The 16,288-nt window shown below is 65.6% G+C and carries 14 protein-coding genes; 5 read left to right on the forward strand and 9 right to left on the reverse strand.

Annotated features, from left to right (window positions below):
• Positions 1–2: 2 nt before the first annotated feature.
• Together ACE3TJ_RS01145 and ACE3TJ_RS01150 are read right to left on the reverse strand one after the other, a co-directional pair.
• On the reverse strand, positions 3–1,205 hold the full coding sequence (locus ACE3TJ_RS01145) for an alpha/beta hydrolase (protein ID WP_374593035.1): 1,203 nt from the start codon (positions 1,203–1,205) through the stop codon (positions 3–5).
• Positions 1,206–1,222: 17 nt separating this feature from the next.
• Positions 1,223–2,767 carry a class I adenylate-forming enzyme family protein gene (locus ACE3TJ_RS01150; protein ID WP_374593037.1) on the reverse strand — a complete coding sequence of 515 codons (1,545 nt, stop codon included), beginning with the start codon at positions 2,765–2,767 and terminating at the stop codon, positions 1,223–1,225.
• Between the two features lie 175 nt (positions 2,768–2,942).
• Between ACE3TJ_RS01150 and ACE3TJ_RS01155 the strand changes: the two genes are divergently transcribed.
• Positions 2,943–3,584 carry a TetR/AcrR family transcriptional regulator gene (locus ACE3TJ_RS01155; protein WP_374593039.1) on the forward strand — a complete coding sequence of 214 codons (642 nt, stop codon included), beginning with the start codon at positions 2,943–2,945 and terminating at the stop codon, positions 3,582–3,584.
• Here the strand turns inward: ACE3TJ_RS01155 and ACE3TJ_RS01160 are convergent.
• Both ACE3TJ_RS01160 and ACE3TJ_RS01165 read right to left on the reverse strand, forming a co-directional pair.
• Positions 3,572–4,336 (reverse strand): enoyl-CoA hydratase-related protein, encoded by a 765-nt coding sequence (locus ACE3TJ_RS01160; protein WP_374593041.1) that lies wholly within the window; start codon positions 4,334–4,336, stop codon positions 3,572–3,574. The two genes, ACE3TJ_RS01155 and ACE3TJ_RS01160, sit on opposite strands and share 13 nt — an antisense overlap.
• A gap of 44 nt (positions 4,337–4,380) precedes the next feature.
• Positions 4,381–6,363 (reverse strand): FAD-dependent oxidoreductase, encoded by a 1,983-nt coding sequence (locus tag ACE3TJ_RS01165; protein WP_374593043.1) that lies wholly within the window; start codon positions 6,361–6,363, stop codon positions 4,381–4,383.
• Positions 6,364–6,445: 82 nt separating this feature from the next.
• On the opposite strand from ACE3TJ_RS01165, the gene ACE3TJ_RS01170 reads away from it, so the two are divergent.
• Positions 6,446–7,672, forward strand: coding sequence for a CaiB/BaiF CoA transferase family protein (locus ACE3TJ_RS01170; protein WP_374593045.1), 1,227 nt, complete (start codon positions 6,446–6,448; stop codon positions 7,670–7,672).
• Between the two features lie 46 nt (positions 7,673–7,718).
• On the opposite strand, the gene ACE3TJ_RS01175 is transcribed toward ACE3TJ_RS01170, so the two are convergent.
• The 3 genes from ACE3TJ_RS01175 to ACE3TJ_RS01185 all read right to left on the reverse strand — a co-directional run bounded on the left by ACE3TJ_RS01175 (position 7,719) and on the right by ACE3TJ_RS01185 (position 11,749).
• Entirely contained in the window at positions 7,719–9,842 is a 2,124-nt protein-coding gene (locus ACE3TJ_RS01175; protein WP_374593047.1) for a TonB-dependent receptor, read from the reverse strand.
• 207 nt (positions 9,843–10,049) lie between these two features.
• Positions 10,050–11,387, reverse strand: a complete 1,338-nt coding sequence (locus tag ACE3TJ_RS01180) for an MFS transporter (protein ID WP_374593049.1) — start codon at positions 11,385–11,387, stop codon at positions 10,050–10,052.
• A 2-nt stretch (positions 11,388–11,389) separates the two neighbouring features.
• On the reverse strand, positions 11,390–11,749 hold the full coding sequence (locus tag ACE3TJ_RS01185; RefSeq protein ID WP_374593051.1) for a limonene-1,2-epoxide hydrolase family protein: 360 nt from the start codon (positions 11,747–11,749) through the stop codon (positions 11,390–11,392).
• A 114-nt stretch (positions 11,750–11,863) separates the two neighbouring features.
• Between ACE3TJ_RS01185 and ACE3TJ_RS01190 the strand changes: the two genes are divergently transcribed.
• Complete coding sequence (locus ACE3TJ_RS01190; RefSeq protein ID WP_374593053.1) at positions 11,864–12,400, forward strand: nuclear transport factor 2 family protein; 537 nt, start codon at positions 11,864–11,866, stop codon at positions 12,398–12,400.
• Here ACE3TJ_RS01190 and ACE3TJ_RS01195 read toward each other — a convergent pair.
• The gene (locus tag ACE3TJ_RS01195; protein ID WP_374593055.1) at positions 12,397–12,999 is read right to left on the reverse strand and encodes a carboxymuconolactone decarboxylase family protein; all 603 of its coding nucleotides are present in this window, start codon (positions 12,997–12,999) and stop codon (positions 12,397–12,399) included. The two genes, ACE3TJ_RS01190 and ACE3TJ_RS01195, sit on opposite strands and share 4 nt — an antisense overlap.
• Positions 13,000–13,159: 160 nt before the next feature.
• Here ACE3TJ_RS01195 and ACE3TJ_RS01200 point away from each other — a divergent pair, with 160 nt between their 5' ends.
• Positions 13,160–14,401, forward strand: coding sequence for a cytochrome P450 (locus ACE3TJ_RS01200; RefSeq protein WP_374593057.1), 1,242 nt, complete (start codon positions 13,160–13,162; stop codon positions 14,399–14,401).
• Between the two features lie 3 nt (positions 14,402–14,404).
• The gene (locus ACE3TJ_RS01205) at positions 14,405–15,163 is read left to right on the forward strand and encodes an SDR family NAD(P)-dependent oxidoreductase (RefSeq protein WP_374593059.1); all 759 of its coding nucleotides are present in this window, start codon (positions 14,405–14,407) and stop codon (positions 15,161–15,163) included.
• Here ACE3TJ_RS01205 and ACE3TJ_RS01210 read toward each other — a convergent pair.
• A complete protein-coding gene (locus tag ACE3TJ_RS01210) occupies positions 15,160–16,287 on the reverse strand; it encodes an alpha/beta fold hydrolase (protein WP_374593061.1) in 1,128 nt (375 codons plus the stop codon). The two genes, ACE3TJ_RS01205 and ACE3TJ_RS01210, sit on opposite strands and share 4 nt — an antisense overlap.
• Position 16,288: the final 1 nt, after the last annotated feature.

Genomic DNA, 16,288 nt, shown 5'->3' on the forward strand with positions numbered 1-16,288 from the left:
GGTCAGGCGGCGCGGAGGCCGGAGAGCACGGTGTCGTTCGAAAGGTCGCGCTCGGCGAGCCAGTTCGAGATGATGCTCACGGCCTCACTGAGGTGTGATTTGCCGTCGGTGCCGGTGAAATAATGGTTGGCATGGTCGATGGTGATCTTGACCTTGTCCTTCGATCCCATCGCATCGAACATCTTGTCGGTGTGCTCGGGCGGGCAGGCGTCGTCGGCGCCGGCGGTCATCACCATGCCGGGCACGGTGATGCGCGGGCCGGAATCGACAGAGTCGAACTGGGCATAGTCATAGCTCCACTGCGAAAGCCAGCCGCGCAGCGAGTTGAAGCGGGCGAGCGCTGCTGCGCTCTGGTTCACCACCCGCGGGTCGCCGAGATACGTCCAGTTCGGGCGGCGCTGGTTGGGGTCGACCGTGGGGTCGATCCAGCGCGGATCGGCCATCGTGCGGTGGACGACGAAGCAGAATTCGCCGTGCGTATCGCCCTTCGCCTTCAGCGACGCGAGCTTGTCCTTCGCCCATTCGCTGATCTTGCGGTTCCGGGCGATCTGCGCGGCGCGGTAGCGCGCGATGAAATCCGCCGCATAGGGCGGCTGCGCGGGGTTCGCCGGATCGTAGAGGTCGAGCGTCGGGTCACGCCTGTCGGGGTCCAGCTCGTCGAGCACCGAAGGGTCGATCTGGCCGGTGAGGAGCTTGTGACGGCTGCGGTGCGAGGCGACGAGCATCAGCGCGTCGCCGGGGATGAGTTTCGCGCCCGCGAGCGGCGTCTCTTCGCCGGAGGCCGTCAGCTGGACGACCGGCTTCTCGGCCTCCGCCTGATAGCCCGCCATCAGCGAGCCGCCGCCGCTCCAGCCGAGCAGCACGATCTTCTTGTAGCCGAGCCGCTCCTTCGCATCGCGCACGCAGGCGCCGAGATCGAGGACGACGTTTTCCATTTCGAGCGCAGCGTCGCCATTCGAATAGCGCGAGGCGCAGGCGATGATGTGATGCCCGGCGCGCGCGAGCTGCGCGAACACGGGCAGATACGCGGGCGCGCCGATCGGGTGCATGACGATGAGCGCGGTGTCGGACGGGTTCTCGCCGCGCATCAGCTGCGCCTGAAGCACCACGGCGTCGTCGATGGCGCCATAGACGTCCTTGCGGACGCGGTCCTCGCGGTGGACGATGAGGAAGGGCGTGCGTGTGTATTTGACGGGCTGCGCCATGACGATGCTCCTGATGGCTAGACGGTCCTGCTGCCGCCGTATTCGGCACGCAGCGCGGGCTTCGAGATCTTGCCGGTAACGTTGCGCGGCAGTTCCTCGACAATGACGAGATGCTTGGGCTGCTTGTAGCGCGCGAGGCGGCCGTCGCAGGACGCGCGCAACGCCTCGAGCGTGAGAGTCGCGCCCGTTTCCAGCACGGCGACGGCGAGGCCCACCTCGCCCCACTTGTCGTCGGCGACGCCGATCACGGCGACCTCGCGCACGGCCGCGTGCAGGATCAGCACCTGCTCGACTTCGGCGGGAAAGACGTTTTCGCCGCCGGACTTGTACATGTCCTTCACACGGTCGACGATGTAGAAGAAGCCCTCGTCGTCGCGCCATGCGACGTCGCCGGTCTTGAGCCAGCCGCCGGGACGCTCGATCGCGGCATCCTTGCCGTAGTAGCCGGGCGTGATCGAAGGCCCGCGTACCCAGATCTCACCGGGCGTGCCATTCGGCACAGCATTGCCTTCGTCGTCGACGAGACGCACTTCGATGTGGATCGATTTCTGCCCGCATGAGCCCGCGACGATCTTGTCCACGCGGTCCGGGTTCATCGAGGTGACGGTCGGGCCGGTTTCGGTGCCGCCGTACTGCGGCGTGAAGCGCCCACCCTTCTCGGCATAGATGTCGATGAGCTTCTGCGAGCAGCGCCCGCCGCCCGCGACGAGCCCGCGTGTGTGGCGGAGATCCGCACGCTGGAACGGCTCGCTGTCCGCGATCATCTGGAACATCAGCGGCACCAGCGTGATGTGCGTGACCCCGTTCGCGGGGTTCCCCACATACTCCGCCGCGATCGCCGGATCGAAGCGTGCTGAGACCGTCACCTGTCCGCCGAAATAGAGGATGGGGTTGCTGAGGCTGTTGATGCCGCCCGCGTGGAAGAGCGGCAGCGGCGCGAAGACGTGACTGTTCGGCTCGGCCACCGCGCAATACTGCACCTGGTTGAGCGCCTGCCACACGAGCCCGCCCGCCGTGATGATCGCCGCCTTGGGCTTGCCGGTGGTGCCCGAGGTGAACAGCACCATCAGCGGCGCGTCGGGATCGATCTCGCCGTGCGGCTCGATGCGGTTTTCGGGCGACAGCAACTGGTCCAGCTCCGCGCCCGGATTCCAGCGCAGCACGTGCGGAATGGCGAGGCGTTCCGCGACATCGCGCGCGACGCTTTCCCACTGCGGATCGGTGAGCATCAGCTTCGGCGAAAGCTCGCGCACGAGTTCGGCAAGCTCCGGCGCGGTCAGCCGGAAGTTGAGCGGCACCCATACGAGACCGGCGCGCGCGCAGGCGAACTGCATCTCGAAGTGGCGAATGTCGCCGTCGGAAAGGTTGCAGATGCGGTCGCCGGGGTTGAGGTCAAGCCTGTGTCGGAGCGCCCACGCGATCTGGCCGACGCGCGCTTCCAGCTCCGCCCATGTCCGCGTCTCGCCGGTATCGTGGTTCATGAGCGCGATCGCGCCCGGCTGCGTTCGGGCATGATGCTCCACCCAGTCCGCCGCAGCGAATTTCCGTGTCAGACTATCCACCCCATCCTCACCCTTATCGCTCCGCTTTTATGGACGAGTACCTAACACTGCAAGTTTATGCCTGCAATCGTTGAGCCGCCTTTTGTGCAGCGAACCTGACAAAAAAGTTCGCTCCCGGCGGAAAGAGCCGCTAAATCGGCGGCGGGGCAAACAAACGCCGGGAGACAGTTACCGCATGGGCCGGCCAAAGCAGGCATTGATTTCGCGCCGAAAGACGCTGGAAGTGGCGCTTCGGATCATCGACGAGGAAGGCCTCGACGCGCTCAGCATCCGCCGCCTCGGCGACGAGCTGAACGTACGCGGCATCTCGCTCTATCACCATTTCAAGAGCAAGGAGCACATCCTTGTCGGCGTCTGCGAACTGGCGCTTTCGGATGTGCGGACGCCGAGCACGGCGAATGTCGACTGGCACGACTGGCTGACGCGGAACGCGACCGCCTATTACACGGCGCTGCGCGCGCACCCGAACCTGATCCCGATCCTGATGCGCCGCCATCCGCTGCGCATCGGGCTTGCCGAGCACAATGCGACCGCGGGTCTGCTCGCGGTGCAGGGTGTTCCGCCCGGTGCGATCATGGCGCTGCTCGACGGCACGGAGTCGCTCGCGCTCGGCTGCGCCGCCTATGAATCCGCCGTGGAGAGCGACAAGGGCGAGGACGACTGGTCCGCCGCCTATCCGTTCCTCTACCACGTCAGCCGCAATCGCGAACTCCCGCAGGCGCGCACGTTCGAGGTGATGGTGCGCGCGGTGGTCGATTCGATCATCGCGGAATACGAGCGCGCGAATGGTGGCAAAGCGGCGGCTCAGTCCGCGTAGCTGCCGCGCTTCCCCTCGATAAAGGCTGTACGCCCGGCTGAAGCTTCGCCGAGGATGTTGAGCTCGTAGGTGTAGCTCATCTCCGCGCGGTACTGCGCCATCATCTCATGCGCCTTCGTGGTATTGCCGAGCGAGGTCTTGAGCCGCCGCATCGCCTGCGGACTCTTGCTCGCGACGCGCGCAGCAACGGCGCGTGCTTCCGCCGCGACCGCCTCCGGCGTCTCGACGAGGCGGTAGATGGTGCCAAGCGCGTGCAGCTCTTCGGCGAGCACCGGGTCTGCCGTCATCATCGCGGCGCGCACGCGTTTTTCCGGCATCAGTTTCAGCGCCTGCACCGCGCCCGCGGTCGCGCCGTTGTCGATCTCCGCCATCACGAAGCGCGTGCCGCGCGAAGCGACGATGATGTCTGCCGAGCCCGCGACGAGTGCACCGACCCCGACGCAATAATTGTGGATGCCCGCGATCACCGGCACGGCGCATTGCAGCACGGCGAGGCTCAGCGTCATCGAGCCTGACGACTGGCCGAGGATGCCTTCGAAACCGGGTAGCGCCTCGACCTCCTTCACGTCACCGCCGCCGCAAAAACCGCGCCCGTCGGCGCGCACGACCACCGCACGGACCTCCGTCTCCCCCGCCACGCGGCCCAGCCGTGCGGCGAGATCGTGGAGCAGCCCGATGCTGAACGCATTGACCGGTGGGCGATCGATGACGATCTCGAGGACGCCGTCCTCGTGCAACTCTTCCCTGAACATCGTCTCACTCCATCAGCTTCCGGGCGACGCCGGAGATTGCAGTTTCACGCAGGCACCGGCACCGGCGCAAGCGCCCGAGCCGCAAGATGCCCCTCGCGGATCGCGGTTTGCAGGTTGCGCCCGGCGAGCGCGTCGCCGATGCGCACGAAATCGATGCCGAGCACTTCCAGCTCTGCCGCCAGCGCGTGCTGGCCGCCGCGGATCGGCACCCAGACGATCGTATCGGCGGCGAATGTCTCCACGCGCCCGCCGAACTGCGGCTGAACGTCGGCGCTGCCCGGACGCGCCGCGACAACCCGGCTGCCGACGCGCAGCGTAAAATCGCCGCGTGCGTAAAGTCGCTCGAGCGCGGATTGCGTGCGCAGCGTCACGTCGATGAGCGGTGCGAACAGTTTGTGGCGGGTTACGAAGGTAACTGCGAGGCCCTGTTCGAGCAGATGCTCTGCGGCGGCGATTGCTTCGTAATGGCCGTGCTCGTCGACGACGACCGCGCTCTTTCCCCAGTCCCGCCCGCGTTCGCCGAAGAGATCGAGCGTCGAGACAAGGCGCGTGCCCGGCGCGGGTTCGAGTGCGTCGGCGGGAGACTGCACTTGGCGCATAGGCATGTCGAGATCGGCACCAACGGCGAGGATCACCGTGTCGGCGCCCTCCGCAGCGATGTCGGCGGCATCGAGATATGTCGACAGCCGCACGTCGACGCCGAGCCGGTACACCTCCTGCTCCAGCCAACCCGCAATGTCGCCGATCGTGCCCATGCGCGGTGCCTGACGGTAGACGTTGGTGAGGCCGCCAAGCATCGGCATCGCCTCGGCGAGTGTGACCTTGTGCCCCGCCGTGGCAGCGATGCGCGCGGCTTCGAGCCCACCGGGACCGCCGCCGACGATGAGCACGCGCTGCGGCCGTTCGGCGGGCAAGATCGTGCGTTCGGCGAGCCTGCCCTCCTCCCCCGCCGCCGTGTTGACGACGCAACCGAGCCTGCCGAACGTCGCGGCGCGGCCGATACAGCCCTGATTGCAGGCGATGCACGGGCGCACGCGCTCGGGGTACCCGGCGGCGGATTTCGCGACGATCTCGGGGTCGGCGATGTGCGCGCGCACCATCGAGATCAGATCGGCCTCGCCCTCGCGCAGCACCTGCTCGACCTCTTCGAGCGTGCGGAAACGCCCGTTGAGCAGGCGCGGCAGGCCGAAATCGGCGACCGGCGGCGCCGTGTACGGGATCTGGAAACCCGTGGGCGCATCCATGCCGCCCACCTGCCGCTGGAGCGCGTAATAATCACCCCACGACATGTTGACGTAATCGATCAACCCCTCGTCACGCAGCTGCGCGGCGACCGCCGCAACCTCCTCCATCGCGAGGATACGCGGATCGGCACTGTCGCTGAGCCGCACGCCGACGGCGAAGCCGGGCGACACGGCATCGCGGACGGCGCCCAGCACCTCGCGCAGCAGGCGCATCCGGCCTTCGAAATCGCCGCCGTATTCATCCTCGCGCCGGTTATGGACGGGCGAGAGGAACTGCGCGAGCAGGTAGCCGTGCCCACCGTGCACCTCGACGCCGTCGAGCCCGCCTGCCTCGCAGCGGCGCGCGGCGGCGGCATAGGCCGCTATGATTTCAGCGATCTGCCGGCGCGTCAGCGGGTGCGGCGCGATACCGGCGATGTGGCTCGGCACGTCGCCTGGCGCGAGCGGCGGTGAACCGTCCGGCTGCGGATAGATATGGCCGCCGTGCCAGAGCTGCTGGAACACGCGCATCCCCGTGGGCGCCATCGCGGCGGCGAGTGCGCGGTAGCCGTCGATGATCGAATCGTCGAGGTTCGCCAGCGACAGGATGGACGACGGGTGCACCCCCGCCGCCTCCAGGATGGTGAGGCCGACCCCGCCCTCGGCGCGCGCAAGGTGATAGGCGATGAGTTCGGGCGTGATACCGCCGCCGCGCGCCATCATCGTGGCGTGCGCAGTGCGGGCGATGCGATTCTTGACCTCGACGCCGCCGATGGCGATCGGGCTCAGCGCGCGCTGGTACATGCCATCCCTCCCCGTCGTTTACATTTATATCTAACATCGTTAGCTATTCAACGGTCGCGAAGACAAATCAAGAGGAATGGGGATGGCAGTGGCGACACGCGGTGTGTTGAACGGGCTCAGGATTCTGGAAATCGGACACTTCGTGGCGGCACCGTTCGCAACGCGCCTGCTCGCCGACCTCGGCGCCGATGTCATCAAGGTGGAACCGCTCGCGGGAGACCCTGCCCGGCAATGGGGCGAGCAGGTGGACGGGCATTCGCTCTGGTGGTCCATCCACGGCCGCAACAAGCGCGTGATCTCGCTCGATCTCAAGCACCCGCGCGCCCGCGACATCGTGCTCGGGCTCGTCCGCCACACCGATGCGCTGATCGAAAATTTCCGGCCCGGCCAGCTCGCGAAGCTCGGTCTCGGCGCCGAAGTGCTTCGGACTGCCCGCCCCGATCTCGTGATCGCGCATATTTCCGGCTACGGCCAGACCGGTCCCTACCGCGACCGTGCCGCGTTCGGCGTGATCGGCGAGGCGATCGGCGGTCTCCGCCACCTCACCGATCATGCGCCCGGCACCAGCGACCTGCCGCCCGTGCGCGTGGGCGTCAGCATCGGGGACTCGGTTTCGGGCCTCTATGCGGTGATCGGCGTGCTCGGCGCGCTCTGGCAGCGCGACCGTGCGAACGGTGACGGCAAAGGGCGCACCATCGACGTGGCGCTCACCGAAAGCATCCTCAGCATGATGGAAGGGATGCTCCCCGAATACGGCGCGCTCGGCAAGGTGAAGCAGCCCGCAGGCGGCGGCATCGCCACCGCCGCGCCCACCAACGCCTACCCCACCGCAGACAATGCCTGGATCCTGATCGCCGCCAACTCGGAGCCACTATTCGCCCGGCTGATGCAGCTCATCGGGCGCCCCGAGCTGATCGGTGTGCCGGAATATGCGGGCAATCAGCAGCGCGTCGCCAATGTCGCTGCGCTCGATGCGCTGATCGGCACGTGGACGCGCAGACATCCGGTGGATGCGCTCGTGCAGATGCTGGAGGATGCCGACATCCCCAGCTCCAAGGTCTACACGGCAGCCGATATCGCCGCCGATCCGCAGTATCGGGCGCGCGGCATGGTGCGGGATATCGTGGACCCGAATTTCGCTGCGCCGGTGCTGCACACGGGCGTCGTACCGCATGTTGTGGAAGCCCCCGGCGACGTGCGCTGGGCGGGGCCGGCTGTCGGCGCACATACCGACGCAGTGCTTGGTGAACTGCTTGGGCTCGATCCCGCCGCGCTCGCGGAATTGCACGCCGAACGTGTGATCGGCTGATCAGGAAGGCAAAACGGGCGGCCCCGAAGGTCCGCCCGTCGCGATCTTAGAACTGGTAACCGAGGCGCACACCGTAGACGCGGGGCTCGTCGGCCGCGCGGCGATCGGCCTGCACCGCGGCAGACACGTTGCGGAAGCGCACCTCGTCCGTCAGGTTACGCGCCCACGCTGTCACCGAAATCCGGTCCCCCGGGAAATTGTAGGTAAGGTTCGCGTTGATGACGAGGTGCTCTTTTTCCTCGAGACGGTTGCCGACGTCCCAGAAGAAGGACGTCGAGTAATAAGCGTTCGCGGACGGCACGATGCTGGCGCCGTTCCCCAGTTCGTGGCGGTAACTGACCGCCGCGTTGAACGTGAATTCGGGCGAGCGCACGTTCTTGTTGCCGGTCACGTCGCGGATCACCGACTGGTTGCGCCCGTCGCCGCCCAAAACCGGGATAAAGATCTGCGCGTTCGGGAACTTCGAGAATTCCGCATCGAGATACGAGGCCGACAGACGCACATCGAGGCCCTGCGACGGACGCAGTGCGAATTCGACATCGAAGCCCTTCGTTTCCACCTCGGCCGCGTTCGCCACCAGGATCAGGTTGGTCGCTGGATTGAGCGCCTGGACCTGAAGATCCTTGATGTCGTAGCGGAATGCCGAAACGTTCAGTGTTGCGAGTGCCCCGAGGCGCGTTTTCACGCCGATCTCGTAGGCATCCACGGTTTCGGGATCGACCGCGACTGTGGAGAGACCGTTCGCGTTGAACGTGCCGCTCTTGAAGCCCTGCGAGAAGCTGGCATAGGCCATGAAATCCCGGCTCGGGTGATAGGCGAGCACGACGCGCGGCGTCACCGAATCCCACGATTTGTGAGCGTTGTTGACGACAGGATTGCCATTGATCTGGCCGTCGTAGTTCTTCTTTTCGTAACTGTAGCGCAGGCCGCCGGTGAGTTCGAAATCGCCGAGCGTGTATGTCGCGTCCGCGAAAGCCGCGAGAGCTTCCGTCACCTGCTGCGCGGTGATGAGCGTGGTCGCCGTTGCCGACTGAACCATCAGCGGATCGTACTTCGCTTCCTGACGCAGATAGAAACCGCCGAGCACCCACGTTAACGGCCCATCGCCGTTGGAATTCAGCTGCAGTTCCTGCGTGAAGTTGGTCCCGCGCTCAGTATTGCCGATCTGGCTGAGCAGCGCGGGCGTCGTATCCGAATCGTAGTTGATGGATTCGGTGTAGAACCAGCGATGCGCCGTGGTCGACGTGAGGCTGACCGCACCGAGATCCCACTTGATCCGCGCCGAGAGGCCTTCCTGCTCGGCGAGATAGCCGACATCGCCATTGCCGATGAAATCATACGGGCCGGATGGCAGCAGGCCGCCGGGCAAATAGCCTTGATAGCCGCTGATCGGCTGGACGAGGATCGGGCTCGCATCGTCCGTGCGCATCAGGTCGCCCGAGATAGTGATCGACAGGTTTTCGGAGGCGTTGAACAGCGCGGCGCCGCGCAGCGTCCAGCGCTCGCTTTCGCCGATCTTGCCGCCACGGAAACTGTTGGTGAACCAAGGGTCATGGCTGTCGTAGTTGCCCGCGAGCGACACCGCGAACTGATCGCTGATCGGCCCGGTGATAAAGCCCTGCGCGGAGACGGCATTGTAGTTGCCGTAGCCGAGCTGGAAGCGCCCTTCCGGATTGAACTGGGGCTGGCGCGTCGTGATGATGATGGCGCCGGTGTTGGCATTGCGGCCGAACAGCGTGCCTTGGGGGCCCTTCAGCACCTCGACCGATTGCACGTTCGCAAGCTCGTAGAGCTGGCCGTTCACGGTCGGCATGTAGACGCCGTCGATGTAGGTCGCCGCGCTGCCCTGTTCGCCGAGGTTGGTGACCGTGGAGCCGACACCGCGAATAAACGGCTGCACATAGCCGCCGCTTTCGGTGATCGTCATGCCGGTCACCGCCTGCGCGAGATCGTGCGTGGAGGTGATGCCCTGCTCTTCCATCTGCTTCGAGGTGATGGCGGTGACGGCGATCGGCACGTCCTGCAGGCGCTGCTCGCGGCGCTGCGCGGTGACGATGATCTCCTCGACCTGCGCGGTCTCCGCCGCCTCCTGCGCGGAAGCCGCGGACACGCCGAGGCCGGCGACAAGCGCAAACGCAGCCGTCGATACATAGAAACAGGATTTCTTCATGGATTCTTCTCCCCACACCAATCGTTATTTGCAACGGATCGCGAAGCGATTCCTTGGCTTTTTCAGCACCTCATGGGGGCGCTTTGGAATTTAAACTAATGGTGCTTTGTTTTTGTGTCAATCGAACTTGTGTAATTTCAAATTATGCGCAGATTCGCGTATTATATCGCTGTACGATAGTGTGACGAGAGCCGGTTTACGCCGCGCTCAGGCACCGTCGACTTCGGTCATGCGCGCGTGGAATGCGCGGCGGGAACGCAGCGCCACAGGGATGATGATCGCAGCCATCACGGCCTCGACAATCACCACCGCGACACCAAGCCCGCGCGCGCCCGAAAGCGAGTCGCTGAGGAGCCCGACGGTTGTGGGCCCAAGTCCCAGTCCGCAAAGCGTGTAGGTCATCATGTTGAACGACGCTGCCACACCGCGAAACCGGTCGGGCGTCAGCATTTGCATTCCCACGTAAAGCGATGGCAGCACCAGCGTGGAATTGAAGATGAACAGCACGAGCGCCAGCGTGGCAAGCGGCACGCCGGGTGCCGCGACGAGGCCTGCCGCCGTCGTCAGCGAAATCACTGCGCCAAGGGCCATCACGAGCAGCGGCGCACCCGGAACGCCGCCCGCGCGCAGCCGATCCAGCAGCACGCCGCCCGCAATCGTACCCATCGGCCCCGCGACGATCCCGATAATCCCGATGAGCTGCCCTGCCTCCGCCGTCGTGAACCCCTGGAGACGCACGAGCAGGCTCGCCGACCAGCTGGTGAGCGCGTAGCCCGTCGTCGCCGTGCAGCTGCCGACGACGAGGAACGGCGCATACGCCCGCATATTCCCGAGCAGGTAGCCGACACCTTCGCGAAGGCTGGCGAGTTGCCCGCGCCAGGCGGACTCAACGGCGTGCGCGCGCGGCGGCTCGCGCATCCACAGGAATAAGAGGAGCACGGGGATGGCGGCGACACCCGCAACGAAAAACAAGGCCTGCCACGGAACGAGCGGATCGAGCCCCGGTAGCGCAAGCCCGCCTGCCGCCTGGACCCCGGCAAGCACCGCGCCGCCGCCAAGGAATGCGAATCCGTAGCCGAAGTTCGCGCCGAGCCCGAAGATCGCCGTGCCGCGCGCGAGCTGCGCCGGCGGGAAATAGGCGGCGAGAAGCGACATGCCGGCGGGCACCAGGCACGCCTCCCCCAGCCCCACGAGAATGCGCGCGGCGAACAAGGTTTCGAAGGACGTAGCGAAAGCCGCGCCCACCGTCGCCATGCTCCAGAGCGCGAGTCCGAGCATGATGAGATTGCGGCGATTGACGACATCGGCGATGCAGCCGAGCGGCACGGCGAACCCGCAATAGAGAATGGCGAAACCCGTGCCTTGCAGCAGCCCGAGCTGCGTGTCCGAAAGCTGCATCGCCGCCCGCACCGGCTCGGTGACGAGCACCATGATGAAGCGGTCGATGACGGCGATGGTGTGCGCTGCGCAGAGCACTGCCGCGACATACCATTTGTGGGCGCCGCTGCGGTGTGCGAAGTCGCCGGCGGCGGCCACGCTCGCCATGCTCAGCGCGGCTCCGGCTTCATCGCGCCCATGTCGAAATAGTCCCGCCAGTGCGTGATCAGGCCGTTTTCCACCTCGAACGTACCCATCACGGGAATAGTGATGCGGTCCTCGCCGCGCACGAAGCGGTCGATGCGCTCAGTGAGCACGACATTGCCCTTCGCGGCGATGTTGAGGATGATCCATTCTGCGGAATCGACCGGCCATGACGCGAGATGGCGGCGCACAGCCTCCCGGCCCGTCACAGGCTTCAGCGGCATGTTGTGATAGACGATCGCGTCCGCCATCAGGCCATAGATCGCGCCCTCGTCGAGCCGGTTCCACGCATCGACAAAGGCCAGCACCGTCTCTTCGGCGGTCATCACCTTCTCCCGCAGATCGTTATACGTGCGTCTGTCCGCGCACTTGTTTTCCTAACATTGATAGATATTGTTAGGGAGGAAGCTGCGCGAGGGCAAGCGCGAAAGGGAGAAAGCATGGCCGACACGTCTGAGGCGATCCGCATACTCACCGACAAGGCGGCCATCACCGACGTGCTGCATCGCTATTGCCGCGCCGTCGATCGCCGCGACGCCGACCTGCTGCGCCGCGTTTATTGGCCGGACGCGATCGACGACCACGCCGTGTTCAAGGGAAATGTCGAGGAGTTCATCGCCTACAGCTTCCCGTTCCTCGAAGGCGTGATGACGCAGCACACGATCACCAACATCATGATCGACCTGACAGGGCCGGATGAGGCATTCTCCGAATGCTACTTCTCCGGTTTTCACGACTTACCGGCAGAGGACGGCCGACGGCTGGAGCGCACCGTCGGCGGACGCTACCTCGACCTTCACGAGCGGCGCGGCGATGAATGGCGCATCAAGAGCCGCACGCTCGCGATCGACTGGTACAACGAGCGCCCTGGCAATTCGGTATGGGACAGCGGCCGCTACGCGAACCTCCCCAACCGCGGCAGCGCGAAACCCGACGACCCGCTTTACCGCCTGCATCCTTGGGGTGCGAAGCTTTAGGCGGCGTGCGTCGCCGTGGGTGAGGCCGTGCGCTCCGGGCTGTCGATCGCGCATTCGCGGGTGATGAGGTCGTAAGCAAAGACGAGCTTCGTCCAGCCGCTGACGATCGTTGCGAAAAAGCCTAGTTCCAGGATTTCCGCATCGGAGAAATGCACCGCGAGCCGCGCGTAAAGTGCCGGCGTGAGTAGCGGATCGGCGTTGCGGATCACGAACAGTTCGGAGAGCGCGAGCACCGCCTGCTCCTGCGCGCCGAACAGCGGGCTCGATGCATCGCCCATGGCGTCGATCTGCGCCTGTGACCAGCCCGTGGCGAGCGCGGCGGGGACGTTGTGCGCATTGCAGACGAAGCAGCCATTGGTGAGCGAGAGCTTCAGACGCACCAGCTCCTTCCACTTGCGATCGACGACCATGTCGCCGCCAGCATTGTCGAAGAGCGCACCGTAGAAATTCGCCTGATACCAGCGATAGAGCGCCGGGTGATGGCCGAACACTTCGAGACGCACGCCGTCCCCGGCGACATCGATGCTCGCCTCGCGGAGCGCGCGCAGATCGTCCGGTAAGGCTTCGGGCGCGACGCGGCCCAGCAATGGATTTGGCACAACCTACCTCCCACATCTGCTTTTTTTTGCAATTTATACAATCATCGTTAGATAATGAACCTCAAAAATCGACACCAGTCTTGAACAGCGTTGCAAAGACGTCGAGAATATCGTTATCTATCGATGTAAGCCTGAAAACGGGCGCCATGGGGAGATGGGAATGTCAGCCAGCGCAGCGACGATCGACGCCGACTTCGATGTCAATTTCGCCGATCCCGCCTTCCTCGCCAATCCGTGGACGCCGCTCACGCGCCTTCAGGAAGAGGCACCAGTGTTCTTCAGCCGGAACCAGGGCGGCTGGGTGATCTCCCGCCACGAGGATGTACGCGCCTGCTATGCCGACCGCCGGCTTTCGGCGGCGCGCGGCGACCAGTTCTTCCGGGGTATGCCGCCCGAGATCCTGGCGCAGACCGAGGCTGTGCGCGCCTTCAACCGCTACAACGTCAACCGCATGGACGGCCGCGACCACACGCGCGTCCGCGCGCTCCTGCTGCGGGCGTTCGACGCTGGCGCAATCCGCAAGGTCGAACAGTTCATCGGCGAGGTCGTCGAGGACGTGCTCGACGAATGCGGGCGGCTCGGCGAATTCGAATTCCTTGAAACCGTGAGCGCGGTGCTGCCGACGCGTGTGATGCAGCGCCTGTTCGGGTTGCCCGACGAATATCGTCCGCTGCTGTTCAACCTCGCGACCCAGTTCACGTCTGCAAGCACCGCCGCCGCCGTCACGCCCGAGCTGCTGATCCAGCTCGACAAGGCGATCCGCGCCATCAACGCCGTGTTCGATACGTTCATTCCGCTCCGCGAAAAGGAACCGGGCGACGATCTCATCTCGATGATGGTCCATGCCCGCGACGGACTGAACAAGCTGAGCCACGAAGAGATGCTCTACAATCTCGTCGGTCTCGTCGTCGCCGGGGCGGAAACCACCGCCCATTCGCTCGCTACGCAGACCGCGCGCATCGCCCGCGACCCCGCGCTCACGCAGCGGCTGCGCGACGATCCCGACTGCGCCTTCGCGCTCACCACCGAACTGCTCCGCTATCCGGGCACGGTGAAATGCATGACGCGCTACGCGGCCGAAGATATCGAGCTGCGCGGTCAGAAGATCGCCAAGGGCGACCTCATCTGGATCATGAACGCGGGCGCCAATGTCGACACGCGCGTTTTCAGCGATCCGTTCACCACGATCATCGACCGCCCCAACGCACGCGATTCAATGGCGTTTGGGCCGGGCCTGCATTTTTGTATCGGGCACCTGCTCGCACGCACCGAGCTTGCTGAATTCCTGAAGCGCGCCTTCCGCCGCTTCGACATCGCGATCCTGCAGGACGATGTCGAAATGCTTTCCAGCTACATTTTCTACGGTTTCCGCAGCCTGGACGTCCGCTTCACGGCGCGCTGATCCATGACACGACTTTCGGGAAAGGTCGCGCTCGTCACCGGCGGCGCACGGGGCATCGGGCGCGCGATCGTCGAGCGTTTCGCGGCGGAAGGTGCGCGCGTGATGATCGCCGACATCGTGGAGGATGAAGGCCGCGCGCTTGCCGCCGGGCTGCCGGATGCGATGTTCCACACGCTCGATGTCTCGAAAAGCGTGGACTGGGATGCTGCGATCGCGGCGCTACAGGCGCGGTTCGGGCCGCTCGGCGTGCTCGTCAACAATGCCGGCACCAGCATGAGCGGCTCGATCGCCGACGCCCCGGAAGCGGACTGGCACCGGATCATGGATATCAACGCGCTCGGCACCTTCCTCGGCTGCCAGCGCGCTGTGCGCACGATGGGCGCGCACGGCGGCTCCATCATCAACGTCGCATCGAGCCGGGGCCAGCGCCCGTCGTCCGGGCAAGCGATCTATTCGGCTTCCAAGGCGGCCGTGCTCAGCCTGACGCGCAGCGTCGCGCTCCACTGCGGCGAAAACGGCCTGCCGATCCGCTGCAACGCGCTCTGCCCGGGTGTCATTGAAACGCCGCTTCTCCGCCAGCACATGGCTAGCCTCGGCGATGAAGCCGCCGCGCGCATCCAGCTCGGCGCGATGCAGGTGATGAACCGCATCGGACAGCCCGAGGAGATCGCCGCCGCCGCGCTGTTCCTCGCCTCCGACGAGGCGAGCTTCGTGACCGGCGCCGAACTCAACGCCGACGGTGGCTTCCGCATCCGCGACTAGCGCGCAAGCAGCGTCTTCAAACCCTCGATACTGGCGGCATAGAACGCCTCGATACGCTGACCGAGGACGTCCGGAGACGTGCGGAAGTCGCGCGCTTCAGAAGACCAGGCGATCTGCGTGCCACCGCCCGGCAGCGCCGTGAGCCGGATGTATCCGCGCACGTCCGCCGCAGGCAGGCCGTGTGGTTCCAGAATATCGTATGCAATCTCGTAGCGACTGGCATCGAGATCGACGAGCCGTTCGCGCACCGTGCGCTCGCCGAGTGTGAGGGTGCGCACCGCGCCGATCCCCTGCCCTTCGATCCTGCACGCATCGACACCGGCGATCCAGCGTTCGACACCATCGAAGCGCGCGATCTCGGGCCAGATCCTGTCGACGGGCGCGTCCAGTTCCGCGCGAACCTCGGCGTAGCGCCGGCGCGCGCCCGCGAGCATTTCCAGCACGTCGGCGAGGTCATCCGGCATCGACAGGAACGGCGAATGGCCCGAGTCGATCTCGACCACGTCGATATTCGGGTGCGCGGCGATCATCGCGCGCTGCGCGCCGACACCGATCGCGGCGTCCTTCAGGCAGACGATATAGGTCTTGGCAACACCCGCGAACGCAGCGCCGAGCGCGACAGGTGTCGTCAGATAATCCGTATCGGTCGGGCAGAGCGCGGCCACCGCGCGCCGCGCAACGTCCGGCGCGCAATCGGCATAGAACAGGTCGTGCGCGCGCTCGGGACGCACACCCGCCCATTCGCCGCCGTCGTAAAGAAAACTCCCTTCGCTCCCGCGAAAATCCTCGAAGCGGCTGAAATCCGCGCCGGACTCGCCATCGACCGGCAGCAGCGCCGTCAGATAGACGAGCCGCCGGATCGCACCCGGCGCCTGTTCGGCAGCGCCCGAGATGGAAAGCCCGCCGAGCGAGTGCCCCACAAGGATGACCGGCTCACCCGCAGCCTCAACCGCTTCGACGGTCGCGGCGATGCCTTCGGCAAGCCCCGCGCGTGGAACGCCATGTCCGTGCCCCGGAAGCGCGACGGCATCGACGCTGTGTCCGCGTGCGCGTAGCCGTGCGGCGACCCCGTTCCAACAGTCGGGGCCATGGCAGCCGCCGTGGACGAGAACGAAGGCCGCCAAG

It is taken from the genome of Sphingosinicella sp. (assembly GCF_041916975.1).
In the GTDB taxonomy this organism is placed as follows: Bacteria; Pseudomonadota; Alphaproteobacteria; order Sphingomonadales; family Sphingomonadaceae; genus Sphingosinicella.

Excerpts from the sequence above, each read along its gene's own strand:
- ACE3TJ_RS01145 (WP_374593035.1), bottom strand. The coding sequence starts at position 1,205 with ATGGCGCAGCCCGTCAAATACACACGCACGCCCTTCCTCATCGTCCAC.
- ACE3TJ_RS01155 (WP_374593039.1), top strand. The coding sequence starts at position 2,943 with ATGGGCCGGCCAAAGCAGGCATTGATTTCGCGCCGAAAGACGCTGGAA.
- ACE3TJ_RS01160 (WP_374593041.1), bottom strand. The coding sequence starts at position 4,336 with ATGTTCAGGGAAGAGTTGCACGAGGACGGCGTCCTCGAGATCGTCATC.
- ACE3TJ_RS01165 (WP_374593043.1), bottom strand. The coding sequence starts at position 6,363 with ATGTACCAGCGCGCGCTGAGCCCGATCGCCATCGGCGGCGTCGAGGTC.
- ACE3TJ_RS01170 (WP_374593045.1), top strand. The coding sequence starts at position 6,446 with ATGGCAGTGGCGACACGCGGTGTGTTGAACGGGCTCAGGATTCTGGAA.
- ACE3TJ_RS01175 (WP_374593047.1), bottom strand. The coding sequence starts at position 9,842 with ATGAAGAAATCCTGTTTCTATGTATCGACGGCTGCGTTTGCGCTTGTC.
- ACE3TJ_RS01180 (WP_374593049.1), bottom strand. The coding sequence starts at position 11,387 with ATGGCGAGCGTGGCCGCCGCCGGCGACTTCGCACACCGCAGCGGCGCC.
- ACE3TJ_RS01185 (WP_374593051.1), bottom strand. The coding sequence starts at position 11,749 with ATGACCGCCGAAGAGACGGTGCTGGCCTTTGTCGATGCGTGGAACCGG.
- ACE3TJ_RS01190 (WP_374593053.1), top strand. The coding sequence starts at position 11,864 with ATGGCCGACACGTCTGAGGCGATCCGCATACTCACCGACAAGGCGGCC.
- ACE3TJ_RS01200 (WP_374593057.1), top strand. The coding sequence starts at position 13,160 with ATGTCAGCCAGCGCAGCGACGATCGACGCCGACTTCGATGTCAATTTC.
- ACE3TJ_RS01205 (WP_374593059.1), top strand. The coding sequence starts at position 14,405 with ATGACACGACTTTCGGGAAAGGTCGCGCTCGTCACCGGCGGCGCACGG.